The following is a 17,252-nucleotide window of genomic DNA, read 5'->3' as shown; positions in this document are numbered from 1 at the left end:
CTTGACATGAACTCGACGCCACCGCTCAGAATCGCGCTTGCTCTGCTCGCCGGCAGTACGGCTCTGGTCGTAGTGCATTCGCTCGGGCGTTTCGCCTTTACCCCGCTCCTGCCCTACCTGATTGCCGATGGCCTGATCGATCTGGAACAGGGTGCGCGCCTGGCGACCTGGAACTATATCGGCTATCTGCTTGGCGCCTTGCTGGCGCTGGTCATGCACCGTCCGTCACGCCTGCGTATCGGCTTGCCGGTGGCGCTGCTGACGAATGCCTTGCTAACCCTGGCCCAGGGCTTTACCGCTGACTACGATCTGCTGCTTTGGCTACGCCTGGCCAATGGCATCAGCAATGGCCTGGTATTTGTCATGGCGCCGGCACTGGTGCTGGAATGGCTGGCCCAGCGGCAGCGAGCCGGGCTCAGCGGCCTCGTCTACCTAGGCGTTCCCATCGGCCTGCTCGTTTCCAATGTTCTGGCCAATCTACCCACCGAACAGTTACACAGCGCCCAGCGCTGGTGGCCGATGGCGGCGCTGGCCCTGCCACTGGCGCTCCTCAGCAGTTGGCAACTGGGACGCCTGAAAATCACCATTCCGGCCCGGGTCGCCACCGCACCCGAAACGCTGTTCGACCGGATCAGCATTCCGCTTTTTCTGGCCTACGCCGGTGCCGGCCTGGGCTACATCTTGCCGATGACCTTTCTACCGACCCTGGCCCGGCAACTGTTGCCCGCCGGCGACCCGCTGATCACCGGGGCCTGGCAATGGACCGCGATCGCCTGCCTGGCCAGCATCCCACTGTGGAATCACCTGGGAGCCCGCCTGGGCGACCGCCGTGCGCTGGCGGCCAGCTACCCTTTACAGGCGCTGGGCGCCGCCGCGCCCCTGCTGTGGCCGGGACACACCGGGGTGCTGCTGTGTGCCTTGCTGGTGGGCGGCACCTTCGCCGGCAGCGTCCTGCTGACCCAGCGCCTGGCGCGGCACCTGCAACCGCACCAGGGCATTCGCCTGTCGGCCGCGCTGATCGCCCTGTACGGCGTGGCTCAGTTGCTCGGCCCCTGGCTGGCGGAGCTCTGGCTGGCCCATGGCGGCGACCTGACCCAGAGTTTCGCCATCGGCGCCGGCGCCCTGCTCTGGGCCTGGTTCTGGGCCTGGCTGACACCTTCCACCCCCAAGACGAGGATTGACTGAAATGCCATACGTGAATATCAAAATCACCCGCGAGGGCGCTACCGCCGAGCAGAAGCAGCGCCTGATTGAAGGCGCCACGCAGTTACTGGTGGATGTCCTGGGCAAGAATCCGGCAACTACCGTAGTGGTAATCGATGAGGTGGATACGGATAACTGGGGCATCGGCGGCATCCCGGTTACGCAACGCCGCTTGCAGGAAAATCCCTGAAACAGCCGGAACATCCGACCAGCGGCTTCCTTTCTCCCGCCAGTGGAAGAGGGGCTCTCAATCGCCTCCGGCAAAGCCGGGAATGTCCCGCAAAGCCAATGAAAATCGGCCTGAAATTTCTCGATGCTGGTAGCCCGGCCCCGGGTTTAATGCCCTGGGTCGGCCCTCGGAATAATCCTGTTGCATCTGGTCCAACAGCTCAAGCCTGTTAGACTGCCTCTCCCGCAATCAGCAGTAGACCCGTAGTCCAATGCCATCTTTGCGTAACGTCCTGCTCGCCATACTTATCGCCCTGACCACCCTTCCACAACTCATCCAAGCCGCGCCGAATACGGCCGCGCAGCCCGCTCCGGCCTCCGAGACAAGTCTCGCCGACCAGACCAAGGCACTGCTCGACCAGGCCAAGAGCCGGCAGCAAAGCCTGGCCGAACTGAAGGAACAGTTGGCGGCAGCGCCCCAGCAAACCCGGACAGCCGAACGCGAACTGGCTCGTCTGCGCGCCACTGCGGCGCTCGATCCGAGCAAAGCTTTCGCCAACCTATCCGTGCCCGAGCTGGAGCAGCGGCTTGCCGACCGCGTTCGAGATCTATCCGGGTGGCAGAAGGCAATCAGCGATGCCAACAGTATGGTCATCGCTGCCCAGACCCGACCGGAGCGAGCCCAGGCGGAAATCAGCACCAAGCAGGCCCGCACCCTGGAAATCGAAGGGATACTCAACAGCAACAAGGAAAACGGCCAGCCACTTGCTCCGGAGCGCATCGCCAACCTGAAAGCCGAGCAGGACGCTTTGCGCGCCACCATCGACTTACGCCGCCAGGAACTGACCGGTAATACCCAGATGCTCAATCTGGGCAAGGCCCGGCGGGATCTGCTCAACGAACAGGTCAACCGTGCCCAGCAGGAAACCCTGGCCCTACAGACGCAGCTCAATAACAGGCGCCGGGAACAGTCCGAGCAGACCGTTGCGGAAATCTCCCGTTCGTCCGCCTCCGAAGACCTGACCAGCAATACCATCCTGACCAAGGCAAGCTCGGAAAACCTGGAGCTTTCCAACTATCTGCTACGGGGTACCGAGCGGCTCAACGAACTGACCCAGCAAAATCTGCAGACTCAGCAACAGCTCGATTACCTGAACCAGGCGGATCGCTCGCTTGAGGAACAGATTTCCGTACTCAGCAGCAGCCAGGTTCTTTCGAAGATCCTCATCCAGCAACAGCAGGCGCTGCCACAGATCGAGGTGGATCCGAACCTGACCAACTATATTGCCGACCTGCGGCTGTATCAGTTCGATCTGAGCCAGCGGATGGAAAAAAACAGCGATCCGCAAGCGTATATCGGGCAGTTGCTACAGGGCCAGCCGGACGGGACAGATACCCCCGAACTACGCCAGGGGCTGCTCGATCTGCTGCAAAGCCGCGGCGATCTGCTCCGGCAACTGGAGCAGGTGCTCAACTCGCTGCTCAGTGAAGCGGTTACCCTGCAGGTCAATCAAAAACAACTGCAGGATACAGCCCAGACCATCAGCAAAACCATCAACGAGCAAATGTTCTGGATTCCCAGTAACAAGCCGTTGACCCTGAGCTGGTTCAAAACCTTACCCGAGCAACTACAGGCACAACTGGACAGCATCCCCTGGAAGGATGTGATGACCCAATTGGGTGCCGGTCTCGTGCAGCAGCCGCTGTTCTTCCTGCCGCTGCTGGTGTTGATCGCCGCCATGCTTTGGAAGCGCAAGGCCATTGGCGATCAGCTGGATACCATGGGCAAGAGCATTGGCCATTACCACAAGGATTCCCAGCTGCACACGCCGCTGGCCTTGTTGCTCAATATCCTGTTGGCCCTACCGGGCGCAATGGCGCTGGCCCTTTGTGGTTTCGCCCTGGAAATGGATGGCCGCGGCCAAAACGTCAGCCTCAGTGCAGCCTTCTTCCAGATGGCTCAAGCCTGGCTGGTGTTCTATACCGCCTACCAGATACTCAGCCCCGCCCGTATGGCAGAAGTTCATTTCCGCTGGGCACCGAAGCAAGTGGCCTTCTTGCGCCGGGAAGTCGGCCGCCTGGGCATCATCGTCATGATCATGGTTGCCGTGGTGACCTTCGCCATGCATCAGCCCGCCGGGTTGGATAACGATGTGCTGGGCATCATCACAGTGCTGGTCTGCTATTTGCTGATCTGCCTGGGGCTGGTGCGCATCCTGCTCAAAGGGCCGAACAGCGATAACGCCCCCCTGCCGCGCCAGGCCCTGGGCCTGCTTTTCAGCATGCTGCCTCTGGCCTTGGCGCTGACCGTAGGGCTGGGCTATTACTACACGGCCCTGCGTCTGACCGGGCGTCTGACCGATACGTTGTACCTGCTTCTAGTCTGGATCCTGATCGAAGCCATGCTGGTGCGCAGCCTCAGCGTGGCGGCCCGGCGCTTGGCCTACAAGCGGATGATGGACAGGCGCAAGAAGCTCGCCGAAGAAGGTCAAGACCAGAGCGAAATCAAAATCGAAGAGCCGGCCATCAATATCGAGCAGCTCAACCAGCAATCGCTGCGGCTGATGCGCATCACCCTGTTCGGCCTGTTCTTTGTGATGCTCTACTGGGTGTGGTCCGATGTGATCTCAGTGGTGTCCTATCTGGACAACTTCATCCTGTATCAGGCGGGCAGCGGCGCGAACATGACGTCGATCAGCTTGAAGGATGTGCTCAGCGCCCTGCTGATCGGCGGCATTTCAATCGTCCTGGCACGCAACCTGCCCAGCCTGTTCGAAGTCTTCATTCTGTCGCGACTCAAACTGACCCAGGGCAGCGCCTACGCGACCAGCACGCTGCTGACCTACATTCTCATCGCGCTTGGCATCACCAGCACGCTGTCTGCCGTCGGAGTGCGCTGGGATCAGTTGCAATGGCTGGTGGCAGCGCTGTCGGTAGGTCTTGGCTTCGGTTTGCAGGAGATATTTGCCAACTTCGTCTCCGGTCTGATCATCCTGTTCGAGCGGCCGGTGCGGATCGGCGATCTAGTGACCATCAATAATCTTACGGGTACGGTCACCAAAATTCGCATTCGCGCAACCACCATTACCGATGCCGACCGCAAGGAAATCATCGTACCGAACAAGGCTTTCATCACCAGTCAACTGCTCAACTGGACCCTGAGCGATACGGTGACACGTGTCACCATGCAGATAGGCGTGGCCTACAATTCGGATCTGGCTCTGGTACGCAAGCTGATCCTGCAAGTGGCCAAGGACAATTCACGCGTGATGAACGATCCGGCACCTTCTGTCGCCTTCATCAATTTCGGTGAATATGCCGTTATCCACGAGCTGCGTCTGTTGGTACGTGAATTGGGTGACCGTCAGGCCGTGGTCGATGAAATCAGTGCGGCCATCGACCGGCAGTTCAGCGAGCACGGCATCCTGCTTGCCGCGCGCCAGACCAACATTACCCTAACCAATGGCACAGGACATCAGATGGAACTCACCTCAGAATCTGCAGAGCCAGAGAAAGGCCCGACCGCTATTCCACCTCAAGCGCCTACTCAAGCGCCTAAACTGCCGTAACCGGCCAGCGCGAGGAACGGCCATGGCTCCATGGCCTCCAACTTAGTGCCTGGCCCGCCCAGGCACGCCAAATGGCCTGGAATTCCCATGGAGCGTACCCTTGAAGAACCTCATCGAGCTTCGCTTCGACAACCGCTTCGCTCGCCTGGGCGACACCTTTTCCACCGCGATCCAACCCCAACCACTGGAAGCCCCGCGGCTGGTCGTCGCCAGCCCGGCAGCCATGGCATTGCTCGACCTCGCTCCCGATACGCTGGAAAACCCGCTCTTCACCGACCTCTGTTCCGGCCACTGGCTCTGGCCGGCGGCGGAACCGCGGGCAATGGTCTATTCCGGTCACCAGTTCGGCATCTACAACCCACGCCTTGGCGATGGCCGTGGTCTGCTGCTCGGCGAAGTCGTCAACCAGGCAGGCCAGCACTGGGACCTGCATCTCAAAGGCGCAGGTCTTACCCCCTACTCACGCATGGGCGACGGCCGAGCAGTGCTGCGCTCCTCGATTCGCGAGTTTCTCGCCAGCGAACATCTGCATGCCATGGGTATTCCCACCTCGCGGGCCTTGTGCGTGACCAGCTCCAGCACACCGGTCTGGCGCGAGCGGCAGGAGCCAGGCGCCATGCTGATGCGCCTGGCCAGCAGCCATGTGCGCTTCGGTCATTTCGAATATTTCTTCTACACCCGCCAGCACGAGGCGCTGAAAACGCTGCTCGACCATGTGCTGGCCCAGCATTACCCACAAAGCCTGGAGCAATCACAGCCTTACGCCGCGTTCTTCCGTGAAGTGCTGGAGCGTACCGCCGAAATGATCGCCTACTGGCAAGCCTACGGTTTCTGCCATGGCGTAATGAACACGGACAATATGTCCATTCTCGGCATCACCTTCGACTTCGGCCCCTACGCCTTCCTCGACGACTTCGACGTCAACTTCATCTGCAACCATTCAGACGACACGGGGCGCTATTCCTTCGACAATCAGGTGCCGATTGCCCACTGGAATCTCTCCGCGCTGGCGCAGGCCCTGACACCTTTCGTCGATAAGGACAACCTGCTCAAAACCCTGGGTTTGTTTCTGCCGATCTACCGGGCCGCCTGGCTGGACCTGATGCGCCGCCGCCTGGGCTTCACCAGAGCGGATGAGAACGATCAGGCATTGATCCAGCAGCTCTACAAACTGATGCAAGGCAGCGCAGTGGACTACACGCGCTTCTTCCGTGAGCTCGGCGATAGCACCGCGCCTGAAGCCGTTCGACGGTTACGCGAGGACTTCGTCGACCTGGCCGGTTTCGATGCCTGGAGCGAGCGCTATCGACAACGAGTCGAGCACGAAGGGGGTAGCCAGGGCGAGCGCCGAACGCGCATGCATGCAGTCAATCCAAAGTACATCCTGCGTAATTACCTGGCTCAACAAGCCATCGAAGCCGCCGAACAGGATAATTACGCCCCGGTGCGCGAGCTGCACGCGGTGCTGTCCCGTCCGTTCGACGAGCAGCCAGGCATGGAACGCTACGCCGAACGCCCACCGGAATGGGGCAAGCATCTGGAAATCAGCTGTTCATCCTGAAACAGCCAAAAACAGTCAGCGCCCCGCCATCCGCCGGAGCGCTTCGAGACGAAAGGCCAGCTTCTGCTCCAGCCCGGCGAGCTGCCGCTGGAGGCGTAACCGGGTGTCGGCATCCACAGCCGCATCAAGCGCCGCCTGCAAAGCGGCCCGCTGCTGGAAAAGCTCGACTTCCTGGGGCGGTATGCCAGCGTTCTTCAATACACGAAAACCCATGCGCAGCGGCTCCGGCGTCTGCAACCAGGCATCGTCCACTTCCAGCGGCTGCCCCGGTTCGGTCACCTGTTTCTGCCAAGAGGAAATCGCTCTGGCAATCCGCTGCTCAAGTTCCTGTTCCAGCGTACTCATGCCGTCCTCCTGTCTGTTGAGCCGAAACTCACTGTCGTTTCCCGCAATGCCGAAAGACAAGCTCAAGGAACCGCTGCATTCGCTGAGGGTTGTGGTCGCCATGCTGGTCATTGCGCGAATCTGGCCCCTGCAGTCACGTCAGTGGCCTACTTGATTGGTTCGTTGAATCAATTGTCGGCACTCAAGACTGTCAGGTATGAGACGGCGTAAAGCCAGGATGCTCTAACATTTTGCCGGGCTTGATATTGGCCCGCGAAACTCCACATTCGCAGTCATGCAGCAGCTACAGCCAGGAGCGCCCTCATGCCGGACTCACTCGTCATTCCTTGCGCACATTGCGCCGCGCTCAACCGTATTCCCGCAAGCCGCCTGGGCGAGACACCGCATTGCGGGCGTTGCAAAAACGAGGTGCTGACAACCAAGCCTTTCGAGCTGAACCAGACAAGCTTCGCCAACCAGATCAAGGGCGACCTGCCGCTACTGGTGGATGTCTGGGCCAGTTGGTGCGGCCCCTGCCGCAGCTTCGCGCCCGTATTCGAACAGGCCGCCGTCCGGCTGGCGGGACGCTACCGGCTGGCCAAGCTGGACAGCGAAGCCCACCCGCAGCTTTCCACGCAGCTCGGAATCCGCTCGATCCCCAGCCTTATCCTGTTCAAGAACGGCCGAGAAATCGCCCGCCAGAGCGGTGCCCTGCCATTGCCGCAACTGCTGGACTGGCTGGAAAGGCACTGAGCCGCAGCCCTTTTAAAGTGTTTGGCCCGTGTTTGTGTTGAACCGATACGCTTTCCCGGGTGTGGGCGATAGGTTTCGCCTTGCGCGGCGACTTACTTTCTTCTTGCTTGCCCAAGAAGAAAGTAAGCAAAGAAGAATGGCACCCCCGCCATCCGGGTCCGGCCTGCGGCCAGACTTCCCTCCCTCCATCGCCGCTCTAGGGGCCGGCGTACAAGGGCCATCCATGCCACTCGCTCCCTTCCACGGCGATTCCGCTCGGCCTACTGAAGGGGGAGTTGGCGCCGTTCCCAGCTTCGCGGAAATAAAAAGCAAACAGCACAGGCGGAAAGCTTTTTCAGGAGCACTTCCGGACATCCAGGCGGCGCCCCCGTCCCGTTCAGGAGGCCGAGTGGAGGCGTTGCGTAGGGGGATGCGAGGCATGGATGCCGAGCGAGGAACGAAGGGACAGGGACGTCCCTTCGTGACGTGCCCCCGGAGCGGCGCCGGAAGGAGGGAAGTCCGGCCATAGGCCGGACCCGGATGGTCGGGTGTGCTTTCTCTTTGCACAGGCAAAGAGAAAGTGACTCGCCGTGCAAGGCGAAACCTGTCGCCCACCACCCGGAAAGCGCATCGGTCCCACACGAACCAAACACCTTGAAAGCAACCCAACTCCCGCACGCGCTACCAAGCTCCCTAAAAAAACAGTCACTTACAGCTTCTATTTCTTGAGAGGACTGGCACTGAGCCGGCAAAAGGTGCCGGGAACCAGGCGGAAATCCGCTAATCGACAAGCCATCGCTCCCGGTGCCAAAGCCACGGACACAACCAGGCCACCACCAGCAAGGCGGCGATACCGGCCAGGCCCCAGCCAACCAGCAGGACACCCAGCAGGGAAGAGTCCGCCATAAGTGTGCTGATCTGGCTGGCCACCAAGCTGAAGATCAGCACGCTGAACTGCAACACCAGCAACCCCCACCAGCGGAGCAGGCCACGCAGAACCAGCAAGGTGCCCACCAAGCCCAGCGGCAGCACCACCAGCACTACGAGCAGCCACCACTGCCACCAGGCAGGCGGCAGTTCGCAGTAGCTACCCAGAACGCTCGCCAGGATGGCCAGTACCAGGAAACGACGCACCTGCAAACCCAGAATCATGCGCAGCATCAGCCGCCCCCAGTCGCCCTGGGGCGTCAATCCGGGCAGCGTGACCAGTTCGGCGCATTGGGCACGGGCCGTCGACTCCCGCAGAGCAGCCAGGGAGAAGACGCGGCTGTCGAACTGCAGGAGCAGACGTGGCCCCCCCATGCTCACCAGCATCGACAGCAGCGATTTCGATAGAAACTGCCCGGCCACCCAGCCGGCGAAGATGCCGCCAACCACAACGGCCAGGGGCAAACGCCACGCTCCATGGCGCCCGCACCCCGACCATGTGAGGCCCAGGGCTGTCACCAGGCCAGGCTGCCAAGCAGGAAACCTCCCGCAGCCAACAGTAGCCATCGCTCCGGGCGGTCCGCCAGGAGACCTTGCCAATCGATGGCCAGACTGCCGGCAAGATTGACGACCAGCCACAGAGCGAGCCATACCAGCAGCCAGCTGGAAGCCGGCACGCTGGACAGGAAAAAGCCCAGCCCGGCACCCAGAGCAAGAGCGCCAAACAGCCGAAAGGGAGCGATCTCCGGAATCAGGATCGCCAGCAGTCCTGTCGGCACGATGATCGACAACGAGCCATGCCCCAAGCCGAACCTCAGCAGCATGCAGCCCAGGTTCGGCAAACGGAGAGCGCCACCACACCAGGCCAGCATCGACCCGCGCGACCCCAGCAGCAGCCACCAGATACAGGAAAAGCCGCCAGCACTGAACAGTATGAAAACGCCATCCTGCTGCATTCCCTTGGCGTAATGCAGATAAAGGCTCGGTGACATGAAGAGCACGCCCAGCAGCACGGCGACCAGAGTGCGCGAGCAATTGGGAAACATCACCCGGGTCCACGCGGAAAGCCCTCCCGCATTCATCGCGCCAGTTCCTCGAAGATGTCTTCCAGCCCAAGGGCATCCGTCCGCGCATCCGGAAGTCTTTCCAGATCGTTGCCGTCCTCCACCAGCAGGGCTCCAGCTACCGTCCGCCAGGTGCCAGCGCGCATGCTCGCCGGGCAGTGGATTGGCCGGAAGATCGCTGCCGGATGGCAGCCAGACCCGGCGCAATCGTTCCTTCAGCTCATCCAGCGGCGCATGAAGCGCCAGCCGGCCCGTAGGGTGGAAAACCCGCGCAGCGGTTTTCCACCGGGAAGGTCCGGACCATTCGCCCCTCGTTCGGTGGACAAGCCTACGGCGTTGTCCACCCTACGCGGGGAAAATCCGTGCTGCGGTTTTCCATGGGCAACAGGCGCTTCTCGAAGATGCAGTGGAGGGCCGGATAAAAAGGCGCTTGCAGCTACGCCCTGTTTTTCACCTGGCCTTCCGCTGCTCTTATCGGCCTTTCGCCGTCAGTGGTAGCGCGCCGAGAGTTCGTGCACCGCCTCGATAAAGACCCCGGCATGGGCCGGATCGACCTCCGGGGTGATGCCATGGCCGAGATTGAAGACATGCCCCGAACCCTTGCCGTAGCGTTCGAGAATTCGCCCGACTTCGGCACGAATGGCCTGCGGATTGGCATATAGCACAGTTGGATCCATGTTGCCTTGCAACGCCACTTTGTCGCCGACTCGCTCGCGGGCGTTGCGGATATCGCAGGTCCAGTCCAGCCCCAGCGCATCGGCACCGCTGGCAGCCATCGCCTCCAGCCAGAGTCCGCCGTTCTTGGTGAAGAGAATCACCGGTACCGGTCGCCCATCGTTCTCCCGAGTCAAACCAGCGACGATGCGCTCCATATAGGCCAGGGAAAATTCGCGATAAGCCGCATCGGACAGGCTACCGCCCCAGGTATCGAAAATCTGTACTGCCTGGGCACCGGCACGGATCTGGCCGTTGAGGTAGCTCGTCACCGCTTGCGCCAACTTGTCCAGCAACAAGTGCATGGCCTGGGGATTGTCGTAAAGCAGCGCCTTGGACTTGCGGAAATCCTTCGAGGAGCCGCCCTCCACCATGTAGGTGGCCAGGGTCCAGGGGCTGCCGGAAAAGCCGATCAGCGGCACCCGGCCATTCAGTTCGCGGCGGATGGTCCGCACCGCTTCCATCACATAGCCCAGATCCTGCTCGGCGTCGGGAATCGGCAGCGCCTCGATGGCGGCGCGGCTGTCGACGGCCTTGCGGAAACGCGGTCCTTCGCCGGTCTCGAAGTACAGGCCCAGCCCCATCGCATCCGGCACGGTGAGGATGTCGGAGAACAGGATGGCCGCGTCCAGCGGATAGCGATCCAGCGGCTGCAAGGTCACCTCGCAGGCCAGCTCCGGGTTGCGGCACAGGCTCATGAAGTCGCCCGCCTTCTGCCGGCTGGCCCGGTATTCGGGCAGGTAGCGCCCAGCCTGGCGCATCATCCAGACGGGCGTGACATCGACGGGTTGCTTGAGTAGGGCACGGAGAAAGCGGTCGTTCTTCAGAGCGGTCATGGCGGGGTTCCGGCAGGAAATTACCGATGGATTGTCGCAAAGCGAAAAACAAAAGGCACGGACAAGCCGTGCCTTTCATGAATTGCCAAAGGGACGACCCGGCAATCAGAGCCCCAGGTAGTCGAGAATACCTTCAGCAGCCTCACGGCCTTCGTAGATGGCTGTGACGACCAGATCCGAGCCCCGCACCATATCGCCACCGGCGAAAATCTTCGGGTTGCTGGTCTGATAGCGGAACTGACCAGCCTCCGGTGCCACCACGCGCCCCTGGCTGTCCGTCTCGATCCCGAACGCTTCGAACCAGGGTGCCGGGCTCGGGCGGAAGCCGAATGCGATGACTACCGCATCGGCCGGCAGAACCTGTTCGGAACCGGGAATCGGCTCAGGGCTGCGGCGTCCGCGCGCATCCGGCTCTCCCAGACGAGTTTCCACAACCTTGACGCCCTCGACCTTGTCTTCACCGACGATAGCAATGGGCTGGCGGTTGAACAGGAACTTCACGCCTTCGTCCTTGGAGTTCTTCACTTCGCGACGAGAGCCCGGCATGTTTGCAGCGTCGCGCCGGTAAGCACAAGTCACACTCTTTGCGCCTTGGCGAATGGAGGTACGGTTACAGTCCATGGCTGTATCGCCGCCACCCAGAACCACAACGCGCTTGCCTTTCATATCGATGAAATCTTCGGAAGATTTTTCGAAGCCCAGGTTGCGGTTGACGCTGGCGATCAAAAAATCGAGCGCATCGTAGACACCAGGCAGGTCTTCTCCAGGAAAACCGCCTTTCATATAAGTGTAGGTTCCCATGCCCATGAAAACCGCATCGTAATCGCTCAGCAACTGCTCGACCTGGATATCCCTGCCCACTTCGATATTCAGGCGAAACTCGATACCCATGCCCGTGAAGATTTCACGTCGCCGGCTCAAGATGCTCTTGTCCAGCTTGAACTGGGGAATTCCGAAGGTCAGCAAGCCCCCTATTTCGGGTCTTTTTTCGAAAACTATCGGCGTCACACCGTTGCGCACCAGAATATCGGCACAACCGAGACCGGCCGGACCGGCACCGATGATGGCGACTTTCTTGCCCGTCGGCTTGACCCGCGACATATCCGGCCGCCAGCCCATGGCGAAGGCGGTATCGGCGATGTATTTCTCGACGGCACCGATAGTCACCGCCCCAAAACCATCATTCAGGGTGCAGGCGCCTTCGCAAAGGCGATCCTGCGGGCAAACGCGACCACAGACTTCCGGTAGGGTATTGGTCTGATGCGACAGTTCGGCAGCAGCAAGAATATTGCCCTCGGCGACCAGTTTGAGCCAGTTGGGTATGAAATTGTGAACCGGACATTTCCATTCACAATAGGGGTTGCCACAGCCCAGACAGCGATGTGCCTGCTCCGCTGCCTGCTGAGGCTTGAAGGGCTCGTAGATTTCCACGAACTCCTTTTTGCGCTGTCGCAGCAACTTTTTCTTGGGATCCTTGCGCCCGACCTCGATGAACTGGAAGTCGTTGTTCAGACGATCAGTCATTACTTAACCTCTTTACAGCAGCCGCCAGCCACACGCTTCAAGCTGCAAGACGATCACGGTGAGCCGACGGAGCGGACACCAGGTCCGGGTCCGTCGCTCGAAGCTTGCTTATTGCGGATTCGCCCGGGTGCTGGTAAGCAGCGAGGCCAGGTTGGCCGCTTTTGGTTTGACCAGCCAGAAGCGCCGCAGGTAGTCGTCCAGATTTTCCAGCAGCTCGGCTCCCCAGGAACTGCTGGTTTCCATGACATATTCGCTCAGCACCTCACGCAAACGATGGCGATGGGCCTCCATGGATTCACCAGTGATGCGATGGATATTCACCAGCTCGTTGTTCAAACGATCGACGAAGCTGTTGTCCAGATCGAGCACGTAAGCGAACCCACCGGTCATACCGGAAGCAAAGTTATAACCGGTCTTGCCCAGCACACAGACGAAACCGCCAGTCATGTATTCGCAACAGTGATCACCAGTACCTTCGACAACCGTGTGCGCGCCCGAGTTACGGACGGCGAAGCGTTCACCCGCCGTACCGGCAGCGAACAGCTTGCCACCAGTAGCACCGTACAGGCAGGTATTGCCGATAATAGCCGACTCTCGGGTGTCCAAGGACGAGCCCTTGGGCAGCGTGACCACCAGCTTGCCACCGGTCATGCCTTTGCCTACATAGTCGTTGGCATCACCTTCGAGGTACAGGTTGAGCCCGCCGGCATTCCAGACACCGAAACTCTGCCCGGCAGTCCCCTTGAAGCGGAAGGAAATCGGCGCATCGTTCATTCCATGATTGCCATGCGCTTTGGCGATTTCGCCGGAAACACGAGCACCGATGGAACGGTCGCAGTTACAGATATCCATTGCAAAATCACCGCCACTCCTGGCAGCAATGGCAGCCCTGGATAGCTCGACCATTTTTTCAGCCAGCAACCCCTGGTCGAACGGAGGGTTACGCTCGGCCAGGCAAAACTGGGGTTTGTCCTGGGGAACAAGATCGCTGCCCAGCAACGGCGACAGATCCAGGTGCGCCTGCTGCTCGGTCTCGCCAGGCAGCACTTCGAGCAGATCGGTACGGCCGATCAGCTCGGCAACCGAACGGACTCCCAGCCTGGCCAACCACTCACGGGTTTCTTCGGCAACGAAGGTGAAAAAGCTCATCACCATTTCCACTGTGCCGATGAAATGCTCCTTGCGCAGTTTGTCGTTCTGAGTGGCAACACCCGTGGCGCAGTTGTTCAGGTGACAGATACGCAGGTATTTACAACCCAGGGCAATCATCGGTGCCGTACCAAAACCAAAGCTCTCGGCACCAAGAATGGCAGCCTTGATCACATCGAGACCGGTCTTCAAACCGCCATCGGCCTGTACCCGAACATTGCCGCGCAGGTCATTGCCGCGCAGGGTCTGATGAGCTTCGGCCAGCCCTAGTTCCCAGGGACTGCCGGCATAGCGAATCGACGACAGCGGCGAGGCACCGGTTCCGCCATCGTGGCCGGAGATCGTGATCAGATCAGCATAGGCCTTGGCCACACCGGCTGCGATAGTACCCACTCCCGGCTCGGCCACCAATTTCACCGAGACCAGGGCCTCAGGATTAACCTGCTTCAGGTCGAAAATCAGCTGCGCAAGGTCTTCGATGGAGTAAATATCGTGATGCGGTGGCGGCGAAATCAGGGTCACACCCGGTACCGAGTGGCGCAGGCGGGCAATCAGTGGATTCACCTTGCCACCCGGCAACTGACCGCCTTCACCTGGTTTGGCGCCCTGGGCCACCTTGATTTGCAACACTTCGGCATTGACCAGGTATTCCGGGGTCACACCGAAGCGGCCGGTAGCGACCTGCTTGATCTTCGAGCTTCTGATGGTGCCGTAGCGCGCCGGATCTTCGCCGCCCTCACCCGAGTTCGAGCGGGCGCCCAGCCGGTTCATTGCCTCGGCGATGGCCTCGTGGGCTTCGGGAGACAGGGCTCCAAGAGAGATACCAGCCGAATCGAAACGCTTGAGGATAGACTCGATAGGCTCTACTTCTTCCAGGGCCAGAGGCTGCTCGGCCTCCTTGAGCTTGAGCAGGTCGCGCAACATGGAGACCGGACGCTGATCCACCAAGGCCGAGAATTCCTTGAATTTTTCGTAGCTGCCTTCCTGTACTGCTGTCTGCAATGCCCCGACCACATCGGGGTTGTAGGCATGGTACTCGCCACCGTAGACGAACTTGAGCAGCCCGCCCTGTTGAATAGGCTTGCGTACGCTCCAGGCCTCGACAGCCAGAAGCTTCTGCCCAGCTTCCAAATCGACGAAGCGAGCGCCCTTGATACGACTGGCTACCCCACGGAAACTGAAATCCACCACCTCATCGGATAATCCCACGGCCTCGAACAACTGGGCACCACGATACGAGGCCACGGTGGAAATCCCCATCTTCGAGAGGATCTTCATCAAGCCCTTGGAAATACCTTTGCGATAGTTCTTGAATACTTCGTAGAGGTCCCCGAGGATCTCACCGGTGCGGATCAGATCACCCAGCACCTCGTAGGCCAGGTAGGGGTAGACTGCCGTCGCACCGAAGCCGATCAGCACAGCAAACTGGTGCGGATCGCGGGCCGTAGCCGTTTCGACCAGGATATTGCAGTCGCAGCGCAGACCTTTTTCCACCAGATGGTGATGTACGGCACCAACCGCCAACGAGGCATGCACCGGCAGCTTGCCTGGTGCGATATGGCGGTCGCTCAGAACCAGTAGAACCTTGCCGCCACGCACCGCCTCTTCAGCCTGCTCGGTGATATTGCGCACCGCCGCTTCCAATCCCAACGCTTGCTCATAGTTGAGATCGATCAGTTGCCTTTCGAAGCCGGGACGCTCCAGTGTCATGATGCTGTGCCACTTCGCCGGGGAAATCAGTGGCGTAGTCAGAATCGCACGGTTCGCATGCTCTCCGGTTTCCTCGAATACATTGCGCTCGGCCCCCAGGCAGGTCTCCAGCGACATGACGATAGACTCGCGTAGCGGATCGATCGGCGGGTTGGTCACCTGAGCGAATTGCTGGCGAAAATAATCGTAGGGAGAACGGACACGCCTGGACAGAACCGCTATCGGCGTATCGTCGCCCATCGAGCCGACCGCTTCCTGGCCTTGCTCGCCGAGCGGACGCAGTATTTGGTCACGCTCTTCGAAGGTAACCTGGAACATCTTCATGTACTGCTTGAGCTGGTCCGCATCGTAGAACGGCGAACCATGATCCTTGTCATCCAGGGTCGACTGGATGCGCAGGGCATTTTCACGCAGCCATTTTTTGTAAGGATGACGGTCTTTCAGCTTGTTATCGATGTCATCGCTCTGCAGTACTTCGCCAGTCTGGGTATCGACCGCCAGGATCTGGCCAGGGCCGACACGGCCTTTGGCTACCACATCTTCGGCTTTGTAGTCCCAGACTCCAACTTCCGAAGCCAGTGTGATGTAGCCATTCTTCGTGGTAACCCAGCGTGCCGGCCGGAGACCGTTGCGATCGAGCAAACAGACAGCGTAGCGACCATCGGTCAGCACAACGCCGGCCGGACCGTCCCAGGGCTCCATATGCATCGAGTTATATTCGTAAAAAGCCCGCAGATCGGGATCCATGGTTTCGACATTCTGCCAGGCTGGCGGAATGATCATGCGCAGGCCACGGAACAGATCGATACCGCCAGTGACCAATATTTCCAGCATATTGTCCATGCTGGACGAGTCGGAACCGGTACGATTGACCAGCGAGCCGAAACCGGCCAGATCTGGCAAAGCCGGACTGGAAAACTTGGTGCGCCGGGCCTGTGCCCAGTTGCGGTTACCAGTAATCGTATTGATCTCGCCATTGTGGGCGAGAAAGCGAAATGGCTGCGCCAATGGCCATTTCGGTAAGGTATTGGTGGAGAAGCGTTGGTGGAACACGCAAATGGCCGTAGCCATGCGTTCATCACCCAGATCAGGATAGAAATGAGTCAAGTCCGCCGGCATCATCAGCCCTTTATAGACAATATCCTTGTCCGACAGGCTGCAGATATAGAAATCCTGATCATCTTTCAGGGCAACCTCGGCACAACGCCGGGCGAAAAACAGCTTGAGAGCGAAATCCTGCTCGGAAAGACCGTCACCACTCAGGAAAACCTGCTCGATACGCGGCAGGTTTTCGAGAGCGAGACGCCCCAGAACGCTGGAATCCACAGGAACTTCGCGCCACCCGACCAAGGAAAGCCCTTGGGCAGCAATCTCCCGGTTCAGGCTATTGCGAGCGGCTTCAGCCTTGGCTGGGTCCTGGTTGAGGAAAATCATGCCCACTGCATATTGGGCCGGAAGTTCCGCATTGAAACACTCGCGGGCCACGACACGTAAAAAGGCATCCGGCTTCTGTAACAGGAGCCCGCAGCCATCACCGGTCTTACCGTCAGCGTTGATACCGCCACGATGAGTCATGCAGGTTAGAGACTGGATGGCCGTTTTCAGCAGGTGATGGCTAGCCTCGCCCTGCATATGGGCAATCAGGCCGAAACCACAGTTATCCTTGAACTCTTCAGGACGAAACAAACCTGCTCTCATAGGCTCTCCACCAGCTAACTTCGTTGTAAATCAACTCTTGCCAACGAACGAAATGGAGCAAAGCTCATAATTT

Annotated in this window: 13 protein-coding genes; 5 read left to right on the top strand and 8 right to left on the bottom strand. The window is 60.0% G+C overall.

Features of this window, described 5'->3' with window-relative positions; translation table 11 throughout:
- The first annotated feature begins 6 nt into the window (after positions 1–6).
- The 4 genes from FHR87_RS06435 to selO all read left to right on the top strand — a co-directional run bounded on the left by FHR87_RS06435 (position 7) and on the right by selO (position 6,501).
- Positions 7–1,185, top strand: coding sequence for a YbfB/YjiJ family MFS transporter (locus FHR87_RS06435; protein ID WP_183165888.1), 1,179 nt, complete (start codon positions 7–9; stop codon positions 1,183–1,185).
- A gap of 1 nt (position 1,186) precedes the next feature.
- A complete protein-coding gene (locus FHR87_RS06430; protein ID WP_183165887.1) occupies positions 1,187–1,393 on the top strand; it encodes a 2-hydroxymuconate tautomerase family protein in 207 nt (68 codons plus the stop codon).
- 250 nt (positions 1,394–1,643) lie between these two features.
- Positions 1,644–4,940 carry a mechanosensitive channel MscK gene (gene mscK / locus FHR87_RS06425; protein WP_183165886.1) on the top strand — a complete coding sequence of 1,099 codons (3,297 nt, stop codon included), beginning with the start codon at positions 1,644–1,646 and terminating at the stop codon, positions 4,938–4,940.
- A 100-nt stretch (positions 4,941–5,040) separates the two neighbouring features.
- The gene (gene selO / locus FHR87_RS06420) at positions 5,041–6,501 is read left to right on the top strand and encodes a protein adenylyltransferase SelO (protein WP_183165885.1); all 1,461 of its coding nucleotides are present in this window, start codon (positions 5,041–5,043) and stop codon (positions 6,499–6,501) included.
- A gap of 15 nt (positions 6,502–6,516) precedes the next feature.
- Here selO and FHR87_RS06415 read toward each other — a convergent pair whose 3' ends face one another.
- Positions 6,517–6,846, bottom strand: coding sequence for a DUF1992 domain-containing protein (locus FHR87_RS06415; RefSeq protein WP_183165884.1), 330 nt, complete (start codon positions 6,844–6,846; stop codon positions 6,517–6,519).
- Positions 6,847–7,149: 303 nt separating this feature from the next.
- Here FHR87_RS06415 and trxC point away from each other — a divergent pair, with 303 nt between their 5' ends.
- Positions 7,150–7,578: a thioredoxin TrxC gene (gene trxC / locus FHR87_RS06410; RefSeq protein WP_183165883.1), complete on the top strand. Its 429-nt coding sequence runs from the start codon at positions 7,150–7,152 to the stop codon at positions 7,576–7,578.
- Positions 7,579–8,337: 759 nt separating this feature from the next.
- Here trxC and FHR87_RS06405 read toward each other — a convergent pair.
- The 7 genes from FHR87_RS06405 to gltB all read right to left on the bottom strand — a co-directional run bounded on the left by FHR87_RS06405 (position 8,338) and on the right by gltB (position 17,179).
- Complete coding sequence (locus FHR87_RS06405) at positions 8,338–8,949, bottom strand: hypothetical protein (RefSeq protein WP_183165882.1); 612 nt, start codon at positions 8,947–8,949, stop codon at positions 8,338–8,340.
- A gap of 50 nt (positions 8,950–8,999) precedes the next feature.
- Positions 9,000–9,566 carry a hypothetical protein gene (locus FHR87_RS06400; RefSeq protein WP_183165881.1) on the bottom strand — a complete coding sequence of 189 codons (567 nt, stop codon included), beginning with the start codon at positions 9,564–9,566 and terminating at the stop codon, positions 9,000–9,002.
- Positions 9,563–9,694 (bottom strand): hypothetical protein, encoded by a 132-nt coding sequence (locus FHR87_RS19455; protein ID WP_275944062.1) that lies wholly within the window; start codon positions 9,692–9,694, stop codon positions 9,563–9,565. Before FHR87_RS19455 ends, FHR87_RS06400 begins: the two co-directional genes overlap by 4 nt.
- Before the next feature lie 69 nt (positions 9,695–9,763).
- Positions 9,764–9,892 (bottom strand): hypothetical protein, encoded by a 129-nt coding sequence (locus FHR87_RS19450; protein ID WP_275944061.1) that lies wholly within the window; start codon positions 9,890–9,892, stop codon positions 9,764–9,766.
- 144 nt (positions 9,893–10,036) lie between these two features.
- Positions 10,037–11,098, bottom strand: coding sequence for a uroporphyrinogen decarboxylase (gene hemE / locus FHR87_RS06395; protein ID WP_183165880.1), 1,062 nt, complete (start codon positions 11,096–11,098; stop codon positions 10,037–10,039).
- A gap of 105 nt (positions 11,099–11,203) precedes the next feature.
- Complete coding sequence (locus FHR87_RS06390) at positions 11,204–12,622, bottom strand: FAD-dependent oxidoreductase (RefSeq protein WP_183165879.1); 1,419 nt, start codon at positions 12,620–12,622, stop codon at positions 11,204–11,206.
- A 108-nt stretch (positions 12,623–12,730) separates the two neighbouring features.
- The gene (gltB, locus tag FHR87_RS06385; protein WP_183165878.1) at positions 12,731–17,179 is read right to left on the bottom strand and encodes a glutamate synthase large subunit; all 4,449 of its coding nucleotides are present in this window, start codon (positions 17,177–17,179) and stop codon (positions 12,731–12,733) included.
- Between the last annotated feature and the right edge of the window lie 73 nt (positions 17,180–17,252).

It is taken from the genome of Azomonas macrocytogenes, from assembly GCF_014191985.1.
GTDB classification, from domain to species: domain Bacteria; phylum Pseudomonadota; class Gammaproteobacteria; order Pseudomonadales; family Pseudomonadaceae; genus Azomonas; species Azomonas macrocytogenes.
Note: the sequence above shows the minus strand (reverse complement) of the source record. Positions and strands in the feature narration are given on the sequence as shown.

Bases quoted from the DNA above. Each gene is read 5' to 3' on its own strand.
- FHR87_RS19455 (WP_275944062.1), bottom strand. From the start codon at position 9,694: ATGCGCGCTGGCACCTGGCGGACGGTAGCTGGAGCCCTGCTGGTGGAG.
- FHR87_RS06415 (WP_183165884.1), bottom strand. From the start codon at position 6,846: ATGAGTACGCTGGAACAGGAACTTGAGCAGCGGATTGCCAGAGCGATT.
- mscK (WP_183165886.1), top strand. From the start codon at position 1,644: ATGCCATCTTTGCGTAACGTCCTGCTCGCCATACTTATCGCCCTGACC.
- trxC (WP_183165883.1), top strand. From the start codon at position 7,150: ATGCCGGACTCACTCGTCATTCCTTGCGCACATTGCGCCGCGCTCAAC.
- FHR87_RS06390 (WP_183165879.1), bottom strand. From the start codon at position 12,622: ATGACTGATCGTCTGAACAACGACTTCCAGTTCATCGAGGTCGGGCGC.
- gltB (WP_183165878.1), bottom strand. From the start codon at position 17,179: ATGAGAGCAGGTTTGTTTCGTCCTGAAGAGTTCAAGGATAACTGTGGT.
- FHR87_RS06400 (WP_183165881.1), bottom strand. From the start codon at position 9,566: ATGAATGCGGGAGGGCTTTCCGCGTGGACCCGGGTGATGTTTCCCAAT.
- FHR87_RS06430 (WP_183165887.1), top strand. From the start codon at position 1,187: ATGCCATACGTGAATATCAAAATCACCCGCGAGGGCGCTACCGCCGAG.
- FHR87_RS06435 (WP_183165888.1), top strand. From the start codon at position 7: ATGAACTCGACGCCACCGCTCAGAATCGCGCTTGCTCTGCTCGCCGGC.
- hemE (WP_183165880.1), bottom strand. From the start codon at position 11,098: ATGACCGCTCTGAAGAACGACCGCTTTCTCCGTGCCCTACTCAAGCAA.